Source organism: Billgrantia sp. C5P2 (assembly GCF_051062895.2).
This window is the reverse complement of sequence record NZ_CM128542.1, coordinates 2,599,935-2,618,646: the sequence shown is the minus strand read 5'-3', so window position 1 is coordinate 2,618,646 and position 18,712 is coordinate 2,599,935. Positions and strand designations below refer to the sequence as shown.

At 64.4% G+C, this 18,712-nt stretch carries 19 protein-coding genes; 11 read left to right on the top strand and 8 right to left on the bottom strand.

Annotated features, from left to right (window positions below):
* The first annotated feature begins 62 nt into the window (after nucleotides 1-62).
* The 8 genes from ACRWQA_RS12045 (at nucleotide 63) to ACRWQA_RS12010 (ending at nucleotide 7,537) form a co-directional block, all read left to right on the top strand.
* Entirely contained in the window at nucleotides 63-623 is a 561-nt protein-coding gene (locus ACRWQA_RS12045) for a TRAP transporter small permease (protein ID WP_263583650.1), read from the top strand.
* Nucleotides 620-1,897 carry a TRAP transporter large permease gene (locus ACRWQA_RS12040; protein WP_434227211.1) on the top strand — a complete coding sequence of 426 codons (1,278 nt, stop codon included), beginning with the start codon at nucleotides 620-622 and terminating at the stop codon, nucleotides 1,895-1,897. The genes ACRWQA_RS12045 and ACRWQA_RS12040 overlap by 4 nt, the downstream gene beginning before the upstream one ends.
* 27 nt (nucleotides 1,898-1,924) lie before the next feature.
* On the top strand, nucleotides 1,925-2,959 hold the full coding sequence (locus ACRWQA_RS12035; RefSeq protein ID WP_434227210.1) for a histone deacetylase family protein: 1,035 nt from the start codon (nucleotides 1,925-1,927) through the stop codon (nucleotides 2,957-2,959).
* Nucleotides 2,960-3,024: 65 nt separating this feature from the next.
* The gene (locus ACRWQA_RS12030) at nucleotides 3,025-3,381 is read left to right on the top strand and encodes a RidA family protein (protein WP_263583653.1); all 357 of its coding nucleotides are present in this window, start codon (nucleotides 3,025-3,027) and stop codon (nucleotides 3,379-3,381) included.
* 1 nt (nucleotide 3,382) lies between these two features.
* The gene (lhpI, locus tag ACRWQA_RS12025) at nucleotides 3,383-4,324 is read left to right on the top strand and encodes a bifunctional Delta(1)-pyrroline-2-carboxylate/Delta(1)-piperideine-2-carboxylate reductase (RefSeq protein WP_263583654.1); all 942 of its coding nucleotides are present in this window, start codon (nucleotides 3,383-3,385) and stop codon (nucleotides 4,322-4,324) included.
* Nucleotides 4,321-5,439 (top strand): class II histone deacetylase, encoded by a 1,119-nt coding sequence (locus ACRWQA_RS12020; protein ID WP_434227208.1) that lies wholly within the window; start codon nucleotides 4,321-4,323, stop codon nucleotides 5,437-5,439. Before lhpI ends, ACRWQA_RS12020 begins: the two co-directional genes overlap by 4 nt.
* A 15-nt stretch (nucleotides 5,440-5,454) precedes the next feature.
* On the top strand, nucleotides 5,455-6,423 hold the full coding sequence (locus tag ACRWQA_RS12015) for a branched-chain amino acid transaminase (protein WP_263583656.1): 969 nt from the start codon (nucleotides 5,455-5,457) through the stop codon (nucleotides 6,421-6,423).
* A 118-nt stretch (nucleotides 6,424-6,541) separates the two neighbouring features.
* Nucleotides 6,542-7,537 (top strand): Lnb N-terminal periplasmic domain-containing protein, encoded by a 996-nt coding sequence (locus tag ACRWQA_RS12010; protein WP_434227207.1) that lies wholly within the window; start codon nucleotides 6,542-6,544, stop codon nucleotides 7,535-7,537.
* A gap of 229 nt (nucleotides 7,538-7,766) precedes the next feature.
* Here ACRWQA_RS12010 and ACRWQA_RS12005 read toward each other — a convergent pair whose 3' ends face one another.
* From ACRWQA_RS12005 to ACRWQA_RS11990, 4 genes are all read right to left on the bottom strand, one after another.
* Nucleotides 7,767-8,501, bottom strand: a complete 735-nt coding sequence (locus ACRWQA_RS12005) for an RNA methyltransferase (protein ID WP_263583658.1) — start codon at nucleotides 8,499-8,501, stop codon at nucleotides 7,767-7,769.
* Nucleotides 8,502-8,612: 111 nt separating this feature from the next.
* The gene (gene groL / locus ACRWQA_RS12000) at nucleotides 8,613-10,256 is read right to left on the bottom strand and encodes a chaperonin GroEL (RefSeq protein ID WP_263583659.1); all 1,644 of its coding nucleotides are present in this window, start codon (nucleotides 10,254-10,256) and stop codon (nucleotides 8,613-8,615) included.
* Between the two features lie 59 nt (nucleotides 10,257-10,315).
* Complete coding sequence (locus ACRWQA_RS11995; protein ID WP_104204123.1) at nucleotides 10,316-10,609, bottom strand: co-chaperone GroES; 294 nt, start codon at nucleotides 10,607-10,609, stop codon at nucleotides 10,316-10,318.
* Nucleotides 10,610-10,831: 222 nt separating this feature from the next.
* Nucleotides 10,832-11,350, bottom strand: a complete 519-nt coding sequence (locus ACRWQA_RS11990) for an FxsA family protein (protein ID WP_263583660.1) — start codon at nucleotides 11,348-11,350, stop codon at nucleotides 10,832-10,834.
* A gap of 250 nt (nucleotides 11,351-11,600) precedes the next feature.
* Between ACRWQA_RS11990 and ACRWQA_RS11985 the strand changes: the two genes are divergently transcribed.
* Entirely contained in the window at nucleotides 11,601-12,362 is a 762-nt protein-coding gene (locus ACRWQA_RS11985) for an SDR family oxidoreductase (protein ID WP_434227204.1), read from the top strand.
* 94 nt (nucleotides 12,363-12,456) lie between these two features.
* On the opposite strand, the gene ACRWQA_RS11980 is transcribed toward ACRWQA_RS11985, so the two are convergent.
* From ACRWQA_RS11980 to phhA, 3 genes are all read right to left on the bottom strand, one after another.
* Entirely contained in the window at nucleotides 12,457-12,723 is a 267-nt protein-coding gene (locus tag ACRWQA_RS11980) for a ComEA family DNA-binding protein (RefSeq protein WP_263583662.1), read from the bottom strand.
* Nucleotides 12,724-12,976: 253 nt separating this feature from the next.
* Nucleotides 12,977-13,321, bottom strand: coding sequence for a 4a-hydroxytetrahydrobiopterin dehydratase (locus ACRWQA_RS11975; protein ID WP_263583663.1), 345 nt, complete (start codon nucleotides 13,319-13,321; stop codon nucleotides 12,977-12,979).
* 70 nt (nucleotides 13,322-13,391) lie between these two features.
* On the bottom strand, nucleotides 13,392-14,222 hold the full coding sequence (phhA, locus tag ACRWQA_RS11970; RefSeq protein WP_263583664.1) for a phenylalanine 4-monooxygenase: 831 nt from the start codon (nucleotides 14,220-14,222) through the stop codon (nucleotides 13,392-13,394).
* A 304-nt stretch (nucleotides 14,223-14,526) separates the two neighbouring features.
* Here phhA and ACRWQA_RS11965 point away from each other — a divergent pair, with 304 nt between their 5' ends.
* A complete protein-coding gene (locus tag ACRWQA_RS11965; protein WP_263583665.1) occupies nucleotides 14,527-16,089 on the top strand; it encodes a sigma-54-dependent transcriptional regulator in 1,563 nt (520 codons plus the stop codon).
* Here the strand turns inward: ACRWQA_RS11965 and ACRWQA_RS11960 are convergent.
* Nucleotides 16,062-18,068, bottom strand: a complete 2,007-nt coding sequence (locus tag ACRWQA_RS11960; protein WP_434227202.1) for a RecQ family ATP-dependent DNA helicase — start codon at nucleotides 18,066-18,068, stop codon at nucleotides 16,062-16,064. The two genes, ACRWQA_RS11965 and ACRWQA_RS11960, sit on opposite strands and share 28 nt — an antisense overlap.
* A 60-nt stretch (nucleotides 18,069-18,128) precedes the next feature.
* Here ACRWQA_RS11960 and ACRWQA_RS11955 point away from each other — a divergent pair, with 60 nt between their 5' ends.
* A complete protein-coding gene (locus ACRWQA_RS11955; protein ID WP_434227200.1) occupies nucleotides 18,129-18,710 on the top strand; it encodes an endonuclease dU in 582 nt (193 codons plus the stop codon).
* Nucleotides 18,711-18,712 lie beyond the last annotated feature (2 nt).

Here is an 18,712-nt window from a genome sequence, read left to right as displayed (position 1 = left end):
TTGCGTGCCCAACGTCGCCCCTCGACCGGCACGGCCGGTCGAGGGCCTTTCGAGGTGAACCGATGCAACTCCTTCGGCCCCTGCGCCGCCTGAGCGACGTGGTCAATCAGGTGGCGATCGTGATCTGTGTGGCCTGCGTGTTGATCATGCTGGGCATTTCGTTCACGGCGTTTCTCTACAAGCTGGTCACGGGCAGCTCGCTGAGCTGGACCTATTCGCTGGCGCGGCTCTTCCTGCCCTGGATCGGCTTTCTCTCGATGACTATCTCGCTGCGCTACGGTGAGCACGTAGCCATGACGCTGCTGGTACGCAGCCTGCCACGGGCGCTGCTGCAGTTTGCCGCGGGCCTGTGCCTGGCGGTGATCGGCCTGTTCGGTGCGCTGCTGCTGTGGTACGGCTGGGACTACTTCCTGGGTGCCACCCAGGTCTACATGGTCTCGGATCGTATCCAGATCCCCGGCAAGTTCACCGCTATCGTGATGCCTGTCAGCGGCGCCATCATCCTGCTTCACCTGGTGCAAGGCTTCGCCCTGCTCGAGCACTTCATCGACGACGAAACGGTCATCGACGAGCTGATCGAGACCATCGACACCGAAACCGTCGAAACGGAGACACGCGCATGACGCCTGCCATCGTGACCTTCGTCGTACTGCTGCTGATCGGTGCGCCGGTGGCGGTAGTAATGGCGCTTTCCGGCCTGGCCGGCGGCTTTGCCATGGGTGGCGAGCGCATGCTCGGGATCATCGCCGACCGCATGTTCTCCGGCGTTTCGGGGTTCCTGCTGATTGCCGTTCCTTACTTCATCTTCACCGCCGAACTGATGAATCAGGGCGGGTTGACCCACAAGCTGATCGCCTTCAACAATGCCCTGTTCGGGCGCGTGCGCGGGGCGCTCTCCCACGTCAACGTCTCGGTGTCGGTGTTCTTCGCCGGCCTGACCGGGGCGGCGATCACCGATACCGTGGCCATCGGCAAGATCATGATTCCCGAGATGAAGCGACAGGGCTACGACGCCGAGTACGCGGCGGCAATCACCGCCTGCTCGTCGATCATCGGACCCATCATCCCGCCCAGCGTGGTGATGGTGGTCTATGCCACGCTGCTGCGCGACATCTCGGTGATCGACCTGTTCGCCGGTGGCATCATACCCGGGCTGCTGATGGCACTGGCGCTGCTTGGCGTCAGCTTCTTCCTGGCCTGGAAACGGGGGTATCCCAAGCAGGCGTCGACGCCCTTCAAGGTGGCGGTCTTTTCGTTCCTGGCCGCGCTGCCGGCCATGATCGTGCCGCTTATCATCCTGGGGGGCATTCTCTCGGGACTGACCACCATTACCGAGGCATCCGGTTTCGCCGCCGTCTATGCCATCGCGATCGGCGTGTTGCTCTATCGCAATCTCAACTGGCAAAAGATCTGGCACTCGCTGGTGGTGACGGTGCGCTTCTCGGGTGTGGTGTTCTTTCTGCTTGCCACCTCGGCGGTACTCGGCTGGTTCGTGACGCGCTCAGGAATCGCGCGAGATGCGGCGGGCCTGATTACCACCTTCAGCGACTCGGCCTTCCTGCAACTGATGCTGGTTTGCGTGCTGTTGATCGTGGTCGGCACCGTGATGGACGTGCTGCCGGCTCTGGTGGTGGTGGCACCGGTACTGGTGCCGGCGATGATCCAGTTGGGGTTCGATCCGCTACACTTTGCCATCCTGATGATCGTGGTGCTCAATATCTCCAATGTGACGCCACCGGTAGGAATGACCCTGATGACGGCGGCGCGCATCGCCAATGTGCCGTACGAACGGGCGATCATCGCTTCGCTGCCGTTCTACGTGGCGTTCCTGGTGGTCATCGTGCTGCTCGCGGCTTTCCCGGCGCTCTCCACCTGGATCCCTTCGCTGCTCGACTAAGGAATGCAGAATGCAAGGAACGATACGATGAAGTTCTTCTACCACCCCGACCAGGGGTACCACGCACCTGCCAGCTTTCTGGTGCGTGGCCAGCTCACGGCCTCGCCGGAGGGGCCGGTGCGTGCCGAGATGCTGTCCCAGGGATTGGCCGCGGCGGGATTCTCCTTGAGCGAGCCGGAGGAAGTCGACAGCCCTCGCCTTCGCGACCGCCTGGCCAGGATCCACACGCCGCGCTACCTGGATTTCCTCGAGACGATCCACGCTCGCTGGCGCGAGCTGCCCGGAGCCTCCGAGCTGGTGATGCCCAACATCCATCCGTGTGGCGGCGGCCACCATTACCCGCGCCATCCGGTAGGCCAGGCGGGCTGGCACCTGCACGACATGGCATGTCCCATCGGCGCCGACAGCTTCCGCGGCATCCTGGCCAGTGCGGCTACCGCCCAGGCGGCAGCCGAGGCATTGCTCGGCGGCCACGGTACCACCTATGCGCTGTGCCGCCCGCCGGGACACCATGCCGGGCCGGAGCGGGCCGGAGGCTTCTGCTTCCTCAACAACTCGGCGCTGGCCGCCACGGTGCTGCGCGAGCAGTTCACGCGCGTGGCGATCCTCGACGTGGACCTGCACCACGGCAACGGCACCCAGGACATCTTCTACTACCGGGGCGATGTCTGGACCGGTTCGCTGCATGTCGACCCGACCGACTTCTATCCCTTCTTCTGGGGCGGTGCCAACGAGGAGGGCATGGGAGAAGGGCTCGGTGCCAACGTCAACCTGCCGCTGCCGTTGGGCAGTGACGGCGCCGTCTTCCTCGACACGTTGGAGACGCTGATCGAACGCATGCAAGTCTTCCGCCCCGACGCGGTGGTGATTGCGCTGGGGCTGGATGCCCATCGTGACGATCCGCTGGCCGGCATGACCCTCGAAACCGACGATTTCATCGTGGTTGGCCAACGCCTGCGTCGGTTGGGACTTCCCACCGTGCTGGTGCAGGAGGGTGGTTATCCTACCGAGCACCTGGGCGGCAATCTGGCGGCCTTCATGCAGGGCTTCACCGGCGGCTGACGGTAAAGCGCCAACGTGCAATCATCCACGGCTTGATCCACCCATTCCCTTCAAGAGAGAGCGACATGACCATTCATTACCATGAAAGCAATGCCCGCATGAGCCAGATCGCCGTGCACAACGGTACCGTCTACCTGGCGGGCCAGGTGCCGGGCGATGCCACGGCTGACATGCGCGGCCAGACCGAGCAGGTCCTGGCCCGCATCGACGAGCTGCTGGCCCAGGCCGGCACCTCCAAGGAGAACCTGATTTCGGCTCAGGTGTGGGTCACCGACATGGCGGAGTTCGGCCAGATGAACGAGGCCTGGGAAGCCTGGGTGGTGCCGGGTCGCCCGCCGGTGCGCGCCGCGCTCGAGGCCAAGCTGGCCAAGCCTGAATGGAAGGTCGAGATCATGGTGGTCGCGGCGCTGCCGGAGGCCTGAGATGCGCATCGTCACAGCCGAGGAAGTCGCCGGCGCGCTGCCCTGGTCGGCGCTGGTCGAGCGCCTGGCGCTGACGTTCCGTGAAGGGGTGGAATCACCTCCACGCCATCACCACGCCATGCATCGGCCGGATGGCGAGGCCACCATGCTGCTGATGCCGGCCTGGGAACGGGCCGGCTACATTGGCGTGAAGATGGTCAACGTCTTTCCTCAGAATGCCGACCACGGCCTGCCTGCCATCTCCGGTGTTTACCTGCTCAGCGAGGGCGCCCACGGGCGCCCATTGGCCTGTCTCGACGGCAGTGAGCTGACTCGGCGGCGGACGGCGGCGGCCTCCGCCCTGGCAGCCCGTGAGCTGGCCCGAGAGGATGCCGCATCGCTGCTGGTGGTAGGCACCGGCAAGCTGGCCCCCATGGTGATCGAGGCCCACGCCGCGGTGCGCCCGATCAAGCGCGTTCGGATCTGGGGTCGCAACCCGGAGAAGGCGCGGCGCCTGGCTGCCGAATACGCCGACCGCTTCGATTGCGAGGCGGCAGAGGACCTCGAGACGGCGGTTCGCGAAGCGGATCTGATCAGTTGCGTGACGCTTTCCTCCGAGCCGCTTATTCGCGGCGAGTGGCTCACGCCGGGTGTCCATCTCGATCTGATCGGGGCGTTTCGCCCCGGCATGCGTGAAACCGACGCCGAGTGCCTGCGCCGTGGCGAGGTATTTGTCGATACCTACGCCGGCGCCCGCGGCGAGGCGGGCGACATCCTGCAGGCCATCGACGAAGGGGCCTTTGCCTTCGACGATATCGCCGCCGAGCTGGCGGAACTCGTCAGCGGAGAGAAGGCCGGTCGCAGCACGAACGAGGCGATTACCGTGTTCAAGTCGGTAGGAGCGTCGCTGGAGGACCTGGCGGCCGCCATCGAGGTTTGGGAACAGTTGGAGAAGCGAACATGAAGGAGCGTGGCAGGACGGGGTTCTTCTGGCACGAGCGCTGCTTCTGGCACGACCCCGGCGCCATCGGTGTGTTCTCGGAGCCGGGGGAGTACTTGCAGCCCCAGCCGGCCTCGGAGAGCCCGGAGAGCAAGCGAAGGCTCAAGAACCTGCTCGAGGTGTCGGGGCTGATCGACGAGCTCGATGTACGCAAGGCACCGTCGGCCAGCCGCGAAGACCTGGCGCGCTTCCATACCGGACGTTACCTCGATGAGCTGGAGGAGGGCGACATGACCCGCGGCGGCGATGCCGGTGAGTGCGCTCCCTTCACACCAGGCAGCCTGGCGGCGGCCAGGCAGTCGACAGGCCTTGCGATTGCCGCGGTGGAAGCGGTGGCCACCGGTGAGCTGGTCAACGCCTATGCCCTGTGCCGCCCCCCGGGGCACCATGCCGAAGCCGACCGCGGCCGCGGTTTCTGCCTGCTGGGCAATATTCCGGTAGCTGTCATGCGGGCCCGGGCACTGGGGCAGGCCAGGCGCGTGGCGATACTCGACTGGGACGTGCACCATGGCAACGGTCAGCAGGCGGCTTTCTACGACGACCCCGACGTGCTGACCGTGTCGATTCACCAAGCCGGCAACTATCCGCTGGACAGTGGAGACTTCGATGAACTGGGCGAGGGGGCGGGGTACGGTGCCAACCTCAACCTGCCGATGCCGCCCGGCTGTGGCATCGGCGCCTATCGCTATGCCATGCAGGAGCTGGTGCTGCCTGCCATCGGCGGTTTCGCACCGGATCTGATCGTGGTGGCCTGCGGCTATGACGCCTGCGCCAAGGACCCGCTGGGCAAGATGATGCTCAACAGCGCGGCCTTTGCCGCCATGACCCAGCAGATCAAGGCCCTGGCCGAGCGCATCAGCGGCGGCAAGCTGGTGATGATCCACGAAGGCGGCTACTCCGAGGGCTACGTGCCGTTGTGTGGCCATGCGGTGATCCAGGTGCTGTCAGGCAGCCGCACCGCGGTGCCCGACCCGCAGAACGACGAGATCGCTGGCTGGGCTTACCAGTCGCTGCAGCCTCATCAGCGCGCCTTGATCGATGGCTGGTGCGAGTGTTGGCGGCGTGTGGCGCTATTGTGAATCGACGAGGATGACATGACTCCGCTCTACGATAGAGATGGCTGGATATGGCTGGATGGCGAGTGGCTGCCGTGGCGCGAGGCGCAGGCCCATTTACTGAGCCACACCCTGCATTACGGCATGGGCTGCTTCGAGGGCGTACGAGCCTATGCCGGGCCACAGGGGACGCACCTGTTCCGTGTGGCCGAGCACACTCGGCGCCTGCTCGACAGCGCCCACGCCCTGGACATGCCGGTTGTCTTCGACGAGGCGGGTTTGATCGAGGCCCAGCGCCAGTGCCTGGTGCGCAACGAGCTGAGCAACGCCTACCTCAAGCCGACCATCTTCTTCGGTGCGGAAGGGCTCGGCCTGCGTGCCAAGGGCCTCAGCGTGCACGTGATGATCGCCGCCTGGGACCTGGGCGACTACATTTCGGCCGAAGCCGCCTCACTGGGCCTGCGGGCGCTGACGTCTTCATGGGCGCGGCACCACGTCAACATCAGCCTGTGTCGGGCCAAGACCAACGGCCATTATGTCAATTCCATGTTGGCGCTCAATACCGCCGTCAAGGCGGGCTTCGACGAGACCATCATGCTCGACCCCGAGGGTTACGTGGCCGAGGCCTCCGCCGCCAACGTCTTCCTGCTGCGTGACGGTGTGCTGCACACGCCCGAGGTCACCTCCTGCCTGCAGGGCATCACCCGCGACAGTGTCATCCGCCTGGCTCGCGACATGCTGGGGCTGGAGGTGCGCGAGCGGCGCATCACACGCGATGAGCTGTATATCGCCGACGAAGCCTTCGTCACCGGCACCGCCGCCGAGATCCTGCCATTACGTGAGCTCGACGGGCGTCATATCGGCGCGCGCGCTGGGGCGCCACGCCCGGGGCAGCCTATCGCCGGGGACTCCGTGACGGCTCGTTTGCAACGCCTCTACCGCCGGCTTACGCGTGGAGAGCTGGGCGATGATTTGACTACCTTCCACGACTGGCTGACCCCGATCTAAGCCATTCGTCTGAGTGTGCCCGATACTTCGAGACGCGCATCGCCATATGCAGGCTGCTAATATGGCCGCAACTCGAAGATAGTGGGGCGTAATGACTCAGGCGATCGTAGATTTCTTGGTGAGTGGTTTGCTGGCCGTGGTCATGGCGTGGGGAGCTGCCGCGCTGTGGTTTCGCCTGCCCGGGTCACGAACACGACGACGCTTGGTCGTGGCCGGGTGGGGAATGGTGGCCGTGGCGCTGTTGCTGCTGGGTGTGCGCGGGCAGTGGCTGGCGAACGTGGCCCAGCTGTTGCTGCTGACGGCGCTGTTCCTCTGGTGGTTTCGACTGCAGCCGACCCATGACCGTCCCTGGTCCGACGACGTGAGCTACCTGGCCACCGGCGAGGTGCGGGACAACCGACTTACGCTGCATCACGTGCGCGATTTCGACTGGCGGACCCGCGACGATGCCTCGGTGCATTGGGAAGAGCGAAGCTACGATCTCGACAGGCTCGATTCGGTCGACATGATCGTCTCGAGCTGGGGGCGACCGGGAGTCGCCCACGTGATGGTATCGTTCGGCTTCGAGGGTGAGAGTTTCGTGGTCTTCTCGGTGGAGGTGCGTCGCCTCAAGGGTGAGCGCTTCTCCGAGATCGGCGGCTTCTTCCGCCAGTACGAGCTTGCCATCGTGGCCGCCGACGAGCGTGACGCGGTGGGTCTGCGCACCAAGGTGCGCGGCGAACGGGTCTCGCTGTTCCGGCTGCGCATGTCGCCGAGCGCCATGCGTTCGCTGCTGCTGGCCTATGTCGAAGAGGCCAATGCACTGGCCGAGTCGCCGCGCTTCTACAACACCATCACCGCCAACTGCACCACGCTGATTTTTGGCATGGCACGCGGCATCGGGGCGCGCCTGCCTTTCGACTATCGCCTGCTGGTGACCGACAGGCTGCCGGGCTATGCCTTCAAGGTCGGTGGGCTGTGGCCCGGGCATACCCTGCCTGAGCTGGAAGAGGGCGGGCGAATCGACGAGCAGGCGCGCCGGGTGCATCGCGCTCCCGATTTCTCGCAGTGCATCCGCCAGGGAGTGCCGGGCTGGGAAGCGCTGGGCAGGGAGTCGCAGGCGCCGGCAGAGTAGCGAGCAACAAAGAGCGCCACGGGCGTGAAGCCACGTGGCGCATGTCTCCCTGGGCATGATCCTTCATGCCGACATTCCTGCACCGGCTTCCTGCCCGGTCGCATCCGTGTCGCAGCTCGACAGTATCCCTTGTCTTCTCCCCTTGCGGGGCATGACCCTTTATCCCATCAGCAGGTGACATTGCCGTGACGGCGTGGTGAAAAACGGTCGGATAAAGGCAATTCCAAGATTAGTCTTCCTTCGCTGACTCTTCCAGTGAGCGCAGCAGGCCGCGCAGCAGTGACAGTTCCTTGCGACTGGGCCGTGCCCGGGCGAACAGTGCCTGCAACTGGGCTTCGGTGCGGGCATGGGGCTGGGTCAGAAAGCCGCTGATCTGCATCACGCGGCCAAGATGGGTGTGGAAATGATCGAGCTGCTCTCGGGTCGGCTGGCGCTCCTCGACGGGGCGTGGCTGACGATACAGGCTCTCGGGGCGCTGGCGCCATGCCTTGAACGTCTCGTAGGCCAATACCTGCACCGCCTGGGAGAGATTGAGAATGCCATAGTCCGGGTTGGCGGGAATGCTGACCTGATGGCTGCAGCAGCGGATCTCATCGTTGGTCAGGCCGAAGCGTTCGCGGCCGAATACCAGTGCTACCGGGTCGTCTGCGGCATTGGCGACCAACTCGCGGGCCATTGCCTCGGGTTCGTCGAAGTGGGGCAGAGGCAGGCTGCGCAGCCGGGCGCTGGCGCCTACCACCTGCACGCAGTCGGACACCGCATCCTGCAGCGTTTCGACGACGCGCGCGCGGTCGACGATATCCTCGGCACCAGCAGCCAGGCGCGAGGCCTCGCTATCGGGAAAGCAGCGGGGGTTGACCAGCACCAGGTCGGTCAGGCCCATGGTCTTCATGGCCCGCGCCGAGGCGCCGATATTGCCGGGGTGGTAGGTCTGGACGAGGACGATACGAATATTGGCGAGCATGGTCGGCTTGCTTGTCGGGAAAAGCGTGATGGTAGCCCAAAAAGCACAAGCCCCGCACGATGGCGGGGCTTGCTCGTTCCTACAGGCCGTAAGGCCGAAGGGTGGGGCTGCTTACATCATGCCGCCCATGCCACCCATTCCACCCATGCCGCCCATGTCCGGGCCGCCTTCCTTCTCTTCCGGGTCGTCGGCGATCATGCACTCGGTGGTGATCATCAGGCCAGCCACGGAACCGGCGGACTGCAGCGCAGTACGGGTCACCTTGGCCGGGTCCAGCACACCCATTTCGAACAGGTCGCCGAACTCGCCGGTCTGGGCGTTGTAGCCGAAGTTACCTTCGCCTGCCTTCACCTCGTTGCAGATCACGGAAGCTTCCTGGCCGGCGTTGGTGACGATCTGGCGCAGCGGAGATTCCATGGCGCGCAGAGCGATGGCGATACCATGGGTCTGGTCTTCGTTCTCGCCCTTGAGGTCCTTGATCTTGGTCAGGACACGCACCAGGGCGGTACCGCCGCCAGGCACCACGCCTTCCTCGACCGCGGCACGAGTGGAGTGCAGGGCGTCTTCGACGCGAGCCTTCTTCTCCTTCATCTCCACTTCAGTGGCGGCACCGACGCGGATCACGGCAACACCGCCGGCCAGCTTGGCGACACGCTCCTGCAGCTTCTCGCGATCGTAGTCGGAAGAGGTTTCCTCGATCTGCGCGCGGATCTGGTTGACGCGAGCTTCGATGTCGCCCTCGTTACCGGCGCCGTCGATGATGGTGGTGTTCTCCTTGGACATGGTGATGCGCTTGGCGCTGCCCAGGTGATCCAGGTTGGCCTGCTCCAGGGTCAGACCCACTTCCTCGGAGATCACGGTGCCGTTGGTCAGGATGGCGATGTCCTGCAGCATGGCCTTGCGACGGTCACCGAAGCCGGGCGCCTTGGCAGCCGCGACCTTGACGATGCCGCGCATGTTGTTGACCACCAGGGTGGCCAGCGCTTCGCCTTCGATGTCTTCGGCGATGATCGCCAGCGGCTTGCCGGACTTGGCGACCGCTTCCAGCACCGGCAGCAGTTCGCGGATGTTGGAGATCTTCTTGTCGACCAGCAGCAGGTAGGGGTCTTCCAGCTCGACCGCCATGGTGTCCTGGTTGGTCACGAAGTAGGGCGACAGGTAGCCGCGGTCGAACTGCATGCCCTCGACGACTTCCAGCTCGTCCTCGAAGCCACGGCCTTCGTCGACGGTGATGACGCCTTCCTTGCCGACCTTTTCCATCGCTTCGGCGATGATCTCACCGATGCGCTTGTCGCCGTTGGCGGAGATGGTGCCGACCTGGGCGATGGCCTTGGAATCGGTGCAGGGCACGGCCAGGGCTTCGATTTCCTTGACCGCGGCGATGACGGCCTGGTCGATGCCGCGCTTCAGGTCCATCGGGTTCATGCCGGCGGTTACGCCCTTCATGCCCTCGGTAACGATGGACTGGGCCAGCACGGTAGCGGTGGTGGTACCGTCACCGGCAACGTCGGAAGTCTTGGAGGCGACTTCCTTGACCATCTGTGCGCCCATGTTCTCGAACTTGTCTTTCAGTTCGATTTCCTTGGCGACGGAGACGCCGTCCTTGGTTACGGTCGGTGCGCCGAAGGACTTCTCCAGCACCACGTTGCGGCCCTTCGGACCCAGGGTGGCCTTGACGGCGTTGGCCAGAACGTCAACGCCACGGGCCATGCGCTTACGGGCGTCGTCGGAGAATTTGACTTGTTTCGCTGCCATTTTTCGTTACTTCCTGTCAGTTCGTGAACGTCTTATGGGAACGGAGTAGGTGCGTTGGCTCAGCCTTCGACCACGGCGAGAATATCGGACTCGCTCATGATCAGGACTTCCTCGCCATCGATCTTCTGCTTCTCGACGCCAAAGCCTTCCTTGAAAATCACGGTGTCGCCGACCTTGACGTCCAGCGGGCGAACGTCACCGTTGTCGAGAATCCGGCCGTTACCGACGGCGAGCACTTCGCCACGAGTCGGCTTTTCCTGGGCGTTGCCCGGAAGCACGATGCCGCCAGCGGTTTTTTGCTCTTCTTCAACGCGACGGACGACGACGCGATCGTGCAAGGGACGGATGTTCATTGCTCACGTTCTCCTGATGGTCAGTGGTGCCATGGCATGCATGGCGGTTCATCATTTCCTCCCGGTCGAGCCGGAAGGTGGAGGGCGAGGACGCCTTCCTTGTTGAAGATGCCGAGTTCCACTCGGCACCGTAGCCTTGTGCTGACCGAGAAATGGGGCCGGGCAAATCCCTTTCAAGGGCCAGCGGTAAAATTTTTTGCCTGGGCGATTCGCTGATGCGGACTAGCGTCGCGGCTCGTTGCGACTGATGAAATCGCCTTCCAGTGGCTGACCGTCATTGCCACTCGGTTGTTCTTCATTCGCACTGCGATCATGTGTATCGCTCTCGGGGCGGTGCCAATCGTCGCTGCGCCCCGGGTTGGCTTGCGATCCGCGATGGGCCACGCCAAGCAGGCGAAGGTTGATCAGCGCCAGCAGGCGGGCGAGCAGCCGGCGTGCGCCGGGCAAGACACAGAGCAGGCCGAGCGCATCGGAAAGAAAGCCGGGGGCGAGCAGCAGGGCACCGCCGAAGATCAGCGCCGCGCCCGTCAACAGCTCGCTGGAGGGCAGCTCGCCTTGCGCCATGCGTTGGCGAGCGCGGGCGAGGGTGGCGGTGCCCTGCCGGCGAATCAGGTGGAGCCCGATGAAGCCGGTGGCAAGTACCAGTGCCAGGGTGGGCAGGAGCCCGATGTGGCTGCCAACGGAGAACAGCACGATGAAGTCGAGCAGGGTGAAAAGCGCAAAGAAGATCAGTAACGGCATGTCGTCTCCGGGGGTGGCGTTCTGCAGATCATGGGGGCGATTGGGGCAAATTCAAGCGTATTGGTCGTCTTGCGCGAGTTCATGATATTCTTGTGCTGCAGTGCACAAGATCGGTTCCGCCCTCAAGTCGATTGAGCTCTCTGCCGAAAAGACAGCATGGCGAGAAGAATATGAGAACAGCGGGACGGATGCCCTTGCTCCTGAATCGAGCGGGCAACGAACCGGCTCACTACTTAACAGGGGACAGCGAATGAAACTGGACAAGACCGTGATTGCCATCACCGGCGGCGCCCGGGGCCTTGGCTTCGCCATGGCGCGCCGCCTGGGTCGTCAGGGCGCTACGCTGGCGCTGCTGGACATGGACAGCGACGCACTGGACAAGGCGGTATCCATGTTGCATGCGGAAGGCATCGAGGCGGGAGCCTTTCGCGTCAACGTGGCGGACGAGGTATCGGTGAAGCAGGCCTTCGGTGACGTGGCGGCCACCTTGGGCCCTGTCAGCGGCCTGGTCAACAATGCCGGTATCTTGCGTGATGCGCTGCTGGTCAAGGCGAAGGACGGCAAGGTCGAGAAGACCATGTCGCTGGAGCAGTGGCAGTCCGTCATCGATGTCAATCTCACCGGTGTGTTCCTGTGTGGCCGTGAAGCCGCCAGCCAAATGGTCGAGGCGGGTCATGACGGGGTGATCGTCAATATTTCCAGCATCTCGCGAGCCGGCAACATGGGCCAGAGCAACTATGCGGCCGCCAAGGCGGCCGTGGTGGCGTTGACTACCACCTGGGCCAAGGAGCTGGCGCGCTACGGGATTCGCGTGGGGGCGGTGGCGCCGGGCTTCATCGAGACCGATATGACCGCCTCGATGCGTGACGACATGCTCGAGAAGCTGACCGCCGGTGTGCCGCTCAGACGGCTTGGCGATCCCGACCATATCGCCCAGAGCGTGGCGTTCATCATCGAGAACGACTATTTCACTGGTCGGGTAATCGAGTGCGACGGTGGCCTGCGTTTATAACAGTCAAGAAGAAAGCCCAAGAAACCCCCTACCCAGAACGACAGCGAGGCCGGCATGTGATGCCGGCCTCGCTGCGTTTCACTACTACGCCACTCTAGAAAGCGACCTGGTCGCGGAATCCGTCCACGGTGGCTGATCCGATACCGCTGACCCGGGTCAGGTCGTCGGCACTTTCGAAGTTTCCGTTGGCTTCGCGATCCTCGATGATTGCTTGGGCACGGCTCGGCCCGATGCCTGGCAGCTCGGCGAGCAATTCCGCATCAGCGGTATTGACGTTGATCGGTGCCACATCCTGAGCCATGGCCAGCGAGGCAAAGCTCAGTGTCAGCGCCAGAAAGGCAGCTTGAACGACTCCCTTCATCTCTTGTTTTCCTCGTTTGTGGAAGTTTTCTACTTGAATTGCTCGAGACGCGGTTAGGTCTCGCCCTTCAAGCTAAACGAGTCAGGCAGGGAAAAAGAGTGGTATATCGCCATTCGCTATGTAAGAAAAAGCCGATAATGTTTGGGAGAAATTGCCCAATTCCATTGTGAGATTTCTTACATGAAAGCGGTGGAGCTTGCGCTGAAGCGGCTACGCCCGACACCCACGGCATCGGGCGAGGTCAGAGAAATCATCAGCCCTCTGCGGCGGCCTTGTCGGTACGGGCGGCGAGAATGAAGTCGTTCTTGTGCAGCCCCTTCATCTCGTGGGACCACCAGGTCACGGTGACCTTGCCCCACTCTGTCAGCAGGGCGGGATGGTGACCCACCTCCTCGGCGATCTCGCCGACCCGGTTGGTAAAGGCCAGGGCCTGCTTGAAGTTGCGGAACTTGAATACGCGTTCGAGCTGCTTGACGCCGTCGCGCTCCACCACGCTCCAGTTGGGAATATCGGCTTTGAGGGTTTCGATCTCAGCATCGCTGACGTGGGGGGCATCCCAGCTGCAGGCTTCGCACTGCTGTTCGGAAAGCTGGCTCATTGTTGGTTCCTCGTCGAAGTGTTGTTGGTTTGGGTCAGGGTAGTCGGCCAGGATGGTCGAGCAAGGGCCTTCAGGCCTTTGCCGCCTTGGGAGCCGGCTCGAAGCGCGGTTCGTGCAGGCCCAGCTCCATGGCCTGGTGCACCATGGCCATGATGTCCTGCTGTGAAAGCTCGTGCAGGGTCGAGAGATCGTCCAGCACGTAGTAGAGCGGCTGAAGGATGTCGATGCGGTAGGGCGTGCGCAGTGCCTCGATGGGGTCGAATGGCTGGTGCACCGGCGCATCCGACAGCGCATGCAGGGTCTCCTTGGGCGAGGAGATGATGCCGCCGCCGTAGATGCGTCGACCGTCCGGCGTGTCCACCAGGCCGAACTCCACCGTCATCCAGTACAGCCGGGCCAGGTAGACCCGCTCCTTGGGTTCGGCGGCAAGGCCGAGGCGGCCATAGGTGGCGGTGAACTCGGCAAAGGCCGGGTTGGTGAGCATCGGGCAGTGCCCGAATATCTCGTGGAAGATGTCGGGCTCCTTGAGATAGTCGAGCTCTTCCGGCGTGCGGATGAAGGTAGCCACCGGAAAGCGCCGGTTGGCCAGCAGCTCGAAGAAGGTGTCGAACGGTATCAATGCCGGGACCAGGGCGGTCTGCCAGCCGGTGCTGGCCTCGAGCACGCGGTCGATGTCGGCCAGTTGGGGAACCCGGTCCACGGGCAGGGCGAGTCGCTCCAGGCCATCGAGGTACTCCTGGCAGACGCGACCCTCGAGCATGCCGAGCTGGCGCTGCATCAGGGTCTGCCAGGTGGCGTTGTCCTGCTCGGGCCAGTCGATGAAGCCGTTGTCGTCGGGCAGACGCGCTCGATAGCCGGTCTTGCTGGCGATATCGCTGAGATGCGGGTTGGATGACGTCATGGGTCACTCCGGTCGGCTGGTCTTGTGTTTGTCTTGCGAACCTTTTGACCCAGAGTCTAGGGCTGTGACGCCCCGAATTTTTTGCTCTTCAAGGCACGTCGGCGGCGGGTAATGCATCCTGTCGTAAAGAAAACCTGACGACTTCCTGCACGCCCAAGCCACCTTTCGCCAAAGCATGACATGGTTGAGTTTGAGTCAATCGGGGTGTCACGTTATCTTTACAGCCGAGTCACGTCCTCTTGACGTAATTTTGACGACGGTCTCGCTCCACTGCGTTCCTATCACGCCCCAGAGGCCAAGCCCCATGAGATTGAGGTTTCACTGCCAGAACCGTATCGGCATCCTGCGCGATATCGTCTCGCACTTCGTCGACTACGGCCTCAATGTCGCGCGTGGCGAAGTCGGGGGCGAGCATGGCAACGCCATCTACCTCCACATCCCCAATCTGCTCAATGCCCAACTGGCCACGCTCAAGCCGGAGCTCGAGGCGGTGCCCGGCGTATTCGGCGTGCGGCGGGTCAGCCTGATGCCTAGCGAGCGACGCCACCTGGAGCTCGATGCGCTGCTGTCCTCCCTTTCCGACCCGGTGATGTCCATCGACATGGAGGGGCACATCGTCGCCGCCAACCGTGCCGCCGGCCAGCTGCTTGGGGTGCGCATCGACGAGGTGCCGGGGCTGTCGCTCAACCGCTACCTGCCCGATGTGGATCTCCCGGCGCTGATTCGACGCAACAATGCGCGGGTCAACGGCCTTCGTATCAAGCTGCGTGACGCCACCTTCCTCGCCGACATCGCCCCGCTGCACCGTGAGCACCACGACGACGTGGCCTCCCTGGCCGGTGCCGTGGTGACCCTGCACAGCGCCGATCGCATCGGCGAGCGCATCTACCAGGTCCAACGCCAGGAACTGCGCGGCTTCGATGCGCTGTTCCAGGCGAGCCCCCGGTTGGCCGCTCTGATTCGCGAGGCCAGGCGCATGGCGCCGCTGGATGCTCCGCTGTTGATTCACGGCGAGACCGGTACCGGCAAGGAGTTGCTGGCAAGGGCATGTCACCTGGCCAGCTCTCGCGGGCAGGCGCCCTTCATGGCGCTCAACTGCGCCGGGCTGCCGGAGTCGATGGCCGAGACGGAGCTGTTCGGCTATGCGCCGGGCGCCTTCGAGGGCGCCCGCCCCGAGGGCAAGCTCGGCCTGCTGGAGCTGACCGCGGGCGGTACCATCTTCCTCGATGAAGTGGGGGAGATGAGCCCTCGTCTGCAGGTCAAGCTGCTGCGCTTCCTGCAGGACGGCGGCTTTCGCCGGGTGGGCAGCGACGAGGAGACCTACCTCGACGTGCGGGTGATTTGCGCCACCCAGCAGGACCTGCCCAAGCTTTGCGCCGAGGGCCTTTTCCGCCAGGACCTCTACCACCGTCTCAATGTACTGTCGCTGGCGGTACCGCCGCTGCGCGACTGCCTCGACGGCATCGAGGCCATGGCACTGCACTTCATCGATCGTGCCGCGCGCCAGATCGGTTGCCGCATGCCCGGGCTGTCGCCGGCCGCGCTGGCACGGCTATCCACCTACCACTGGCCGGGCAACGTGCGCCAACTGGAGAATGTGCTGTTCCAGGCGGTGTCGCTGTGCGAGGGCGATGCCATCGAGCCGGCTCATCTGCGCCTGCCGGATGTGGGCGCGGCGCCGGGTCTCTCCGGCATCGATCTCGACGGCAGCCTGGCCGGCATCATGAGCGACGTGGAGCGGCGTGTCCTTGCCGCCCTCTATCCGCAGTACCCCTCCAGCCGGCAACTGGCCAAGCGCCTCGGCGTGTCGCACACCACCGTGGCCAACAAATTGCGCAGTTACGGCATCGGTTCCACCGACGTCTGATCGTTGATCAGCGTGGTACGGGCGGCAAGGTCACGCACCTCCGCGTAGCGATAGGCCTCCAATGCGCCGAAGCCAGGCAGGCGCCTTGCCTTGAGGCGGGTCAGCAGGGGGCCGGTCAGGCCACACAGGAAACGTGCCAGCAGGTCGGGGGTGACGGGGTGGGCTTCGCCGTTGCCGATCACTTGCTGGACCAGCTCGCCCGTGAGTCGCTCGATGGTCTCGCTTGAAAGAGGCTCGAGTGGCTCGGGGTCGGGCAGGCGCGCGACCTGGCCGCGGCAGGCCGAGCAGTGGCCGCAGTGTTGTGGTACCCGGTCATCGCCGAACCATTCGGCGAGCCGGCGGCTGAGGCAGGCCTCGCTCTCGAACAGCGCCAGCATTGCATGAAGACGCTCGACCTCGGCGCGTTCCTTGTCGCGGAAATAGGCGTACAGCTCTTCGGTCAGGGCGACAGGGTCGAGGTCGTCGCGCAGCACATCGAAGACCTCGGTCATCTGCTTGCTCTCGAGCACCATCCAGCCCTGGGCGACGAAGTAGTCCAGGGCGGTGATCACCCGGGCACGCTCGACGTTGAGGCCGCGTTCGCCACCCAGGCCCTCGAGCGCCGCAAAGTCGAGGTTGAACCAAGTCCGCGCGCGCTGCGAGGCGTCGAGGATCGCCTGGACGAAGGCGCCACGTTCGCCCGCGAAGCGGGCGACCAGAACCTCGGGCTCCTCGTGCAGGCGGAAGCGGTACTCGGCGAAATAGCTGTAGCGCGGCGCGATGATGCCGCGTAGGTCGAGCTGCACCAGCAGCGTCTTGAGCGGTAGCGGGCGGATATTGCTGTGCTGGGAGAGCGAATTGAGCACCAGTTCCCACTGGCGCATCGTGCCGCCTCGGGCAGCTTCGATCAGTTCGTCGATCACGCGGCGAATGCCATCGGGCTCCGGGGTGTCGCCGTAGACGAAGTTCTCCAGCACGTTGACGTGATCGCGCCCGGCCAGCATCAGGCAGTCGGAGGTCTGGCCGTCGCGGCCGGCGCGGCCGATCTCCTGGCTGTAGTTCTCGACCGACTTGGGCAGGTCGAAGTGGACCACGTTGCGGATGTCGGACTTGTCGATGCCCATGCCGAAGGCGATGGTAGCCACGATGCAGGGCGTATGGCCGGCCATGAAGTCGCGCTGGATGCGCTCGCGCGTCTCGCCGTCGAGCCCGGCGTGGTAGGCGATGGCACCCATGCCCGCCTTGCTCAGGTAGGCCGCCAGGCGCTCGGCGGTCTGCTGCAGGGTGACATAGACGATAGTGGGCTCGGGTGGCTCTACGCCTAGCTTGGGTCGCAGCCAATCCACCAGCCGGCGTGGGCGCATCTCGGCCGGTACCGGCGACACCTCCAGGTTGAGATTAGGGCGATAGAAGCCGGTGGCGGTCACGTCGCCTTCGGCGATGTCAAAGCGCTCGCGCATGTCGGCGATCACCCGCGGCGTGGCCGTGGCGGTCAGCAGCAGCACCTGGGGAATGCCGAACTCGCGGCGATACTGGGGCAGCTTGAGGTAATCCGGCCGGAAGTTGTGGCCCCACTCCGAGATGCAGTGGGCCTCGTCGACCACCAGCAGCGAGATCGGTACGCGGCGGATGAAGGCGCGGAAGCGCTCGTTCTTGAGCCGCTCCACCGAGATCATCAGGATACGGATCGCGCCGCGCTTGACGCCTTCCATGACCGCGGCTGCTTCCTCGCGGCTCTGGCTCGAGTCGATGCTGGCGGCGGCGATGCCGTGGCGCGCAAGGAAGGCGAGCTGATCCTGCATCAGTGCCAGCAGGGGAGAGATGACCAGCGTGAGGTGGGGCAGGTGCAGGGCGGGCAGCTGGTAGCACAGCGACTTGCCCGAGCCGGTGGGGAAGATCGCCGCCGCCGAGCGGCCCGCCGTGATTGCTTCGATGACCGGGCGCTGCCCGAGGCGGAAGTCGTCATAGCCGAAGACCCGCTGTAACGTCTGATCGATCATGTAGGCACTCCCTGCACTGTTGTTCTAAACGCTGAATTCTATCGACTTGAGGCGGAGGCCATGGCAACCACCAGGCGTGAGCGCACATTCTCGCATATCGTCGGCTTCGACGATTGTCCGTTCCCGCGCGGGCACCGCGGCGACGTGGCCATCGTCGGCGCGGTGTTCTCCGGGCTGCGCCTGGAAGGCGTGCTCTCCGGCAAGGTACGTCGGGATGGCGTCAACAGCACCCGCGAGTTGATTCGCCTCGCCGGCGGCACGCGTTTTGCCGCGCATTTGCAGCTCGTCATGCTGCAGGGCGTGGCACTTGCCGGTTTCAATGTGGTCGACGCAGTGCGCCTGCACGCCGAGCTGGGCCTGCCGGTGCTGGTGGTGGCTCGCCGGGCGCCACGCAAAGACGCGATGCGTCGGGCACTGCTCGAACGGATTCCCGGCGGTGCGCGCAAGTGGGCGCTGGTCGAGCGGCTGGGCGAGATGGAGCTGCTCGCCGGCGTCTATGTGCAGCGCGTGGGTCTCAGCCGCGTGGAGGCTGAACACGTGCTTCGCGCCACCACGCCCCACGGCAGCGTGCCCGAGCCGCTGCGCGTGGCGCACCTGATCGCCGGCGGCGTGACCACGGGGGAGAGCAGCGGACGGGTCTGATT

Excerpts from the sequence above, each read along its gene's own strand:
- ACRWQA_RS12045 (WP_263583650.1), top strand. The coding sequence starts at position 63 with ATGCAACTCCTTCGGCCCCTGCGCCGCCTGAGCGACGTGGTCAATCAG.
- ACRWQA_RS12040 (WP_434227211.1), top strand. The coding sequence starts at position 620 with ATGACGCCTGCCATCGTGACCTTCGTCGTACTGCTGCTGATCGGTGCG.
- ACRWQA_RS12035 (WP_434227210.1), top strand. The coding sequence starts at position 1,925 with ATGAAGTTCTTCTACCACCCCGACCAGGGGTACCACGCACCTGCCAGC.
- ACRWQA_RS12030 (WP_263583653.1), top strand. The coding sequence starts at position 3,025 with ATGACCATTCATTACCATGAAAGCAATGCCCGCATGAGCCAGATCGCC.
- lhpI (WP_263583654.1), top strand. The coding sequence starts at position 3,383 with ATGCGCATCGTCACAGCCGAGGAAGTCGCCGGCGCGCTGCCCTGGTCG.
- ACRWQA_RS12020 (WP_434227208.1), top strand. The coding sequence starts at position 4,321 with ATGAAGGAGCGTGGCAGGACGGGGTTCTTCTGGCACGAGCGCTGCTTC.
- ACRWQA_RS12015 (WP_263583656.1), top strand. The coding sequence starts at position 5,455 with ATGACTCCGCTCTACGATAGAGATGGCTGGATATGGCTGGATGGCGAG.
- ACRWQA_RS12005 (WP_263583658.1), bottom strand. The coding sequence starts at position 8,501 with ATGCTCGCCAATATTCGTATCGTCCTCGTCCAGACCTACCACCCCGGC.
- groL (WP_263583659.1), bottom strand. The coding sequence starts at position 10,256 with ATGGCAGCGAAACAAGTCAAATTCTCCGACGACGCCCGTAAGCGCATG.
- ACRWQA_RS11995 (WP_104204123.1), bottom strand. The coding sequence starts at position 10,609 with ATGAACATCCGTCCCTTGCACGATCGCGTCGTCGTCCGTCGCGTTGAA.
- ACRWQA_RS11990 (WP_263583660.1), bottom strand. The coding sequence starts at position 11,350 with ATGCCGTTACTGATCTTCTTTGCGCTTTTCACCCTGCTCGACTTCATC.
- ACRWQA_RS11985 (WP_434227204.1), top strand. The coding sequence starts at position 11,601 with ATGAAACTGGACAAGACCGTGATTGCCATCACCGGCGGCGCCCGGGGC.
- ACRWQA_RS11980 (WP_263583662.1), bottom strand. The coding sequence starts at position 12,723 with ATGAAGGGAGTCGTTCAAGCTGCCTTTCTGGCGCTGACACTGAGCTTT.
- ACRWQA_RS11975 (WP_263583663.1), bottom strand. The coding sequence starts at position 13,321 with ATGAGCCAGCTTTCCGAACAGCAGTGCGAAGCCTGCAGCTGGGATGCC.
- phhA (WP_263583664.1), bottom strand. The coding sequence starts at position 14,222 with ATGACGTCATCCAACCCGCATCTCAGCGATATCGCCAGCAAGACCGGC.
- ACRWQA_RS11965 (WP_263583665.1), top strand. The coding sequence starts at position 14,527 with ATGAGATTGAGGTTTCACTGCCAGAACCGTATCGGCATCCTGCGCGAT.
- ACRWQA_RS11960 (WP_434227202.1), bottom strand. The coding sequence starts at position 18,068 with ATGATCGATCAGACGTTACAGCGGGTCTTCGGCTATGACGACTTCCGC.
- ACRWQA_RS11955 (WP_434227200.1), top strand. The coding sequence starts at position 18,129 with ATGGCAACCACCAGGCGTGAGCGCACATTCTCGCATATCGTCGGCTTC.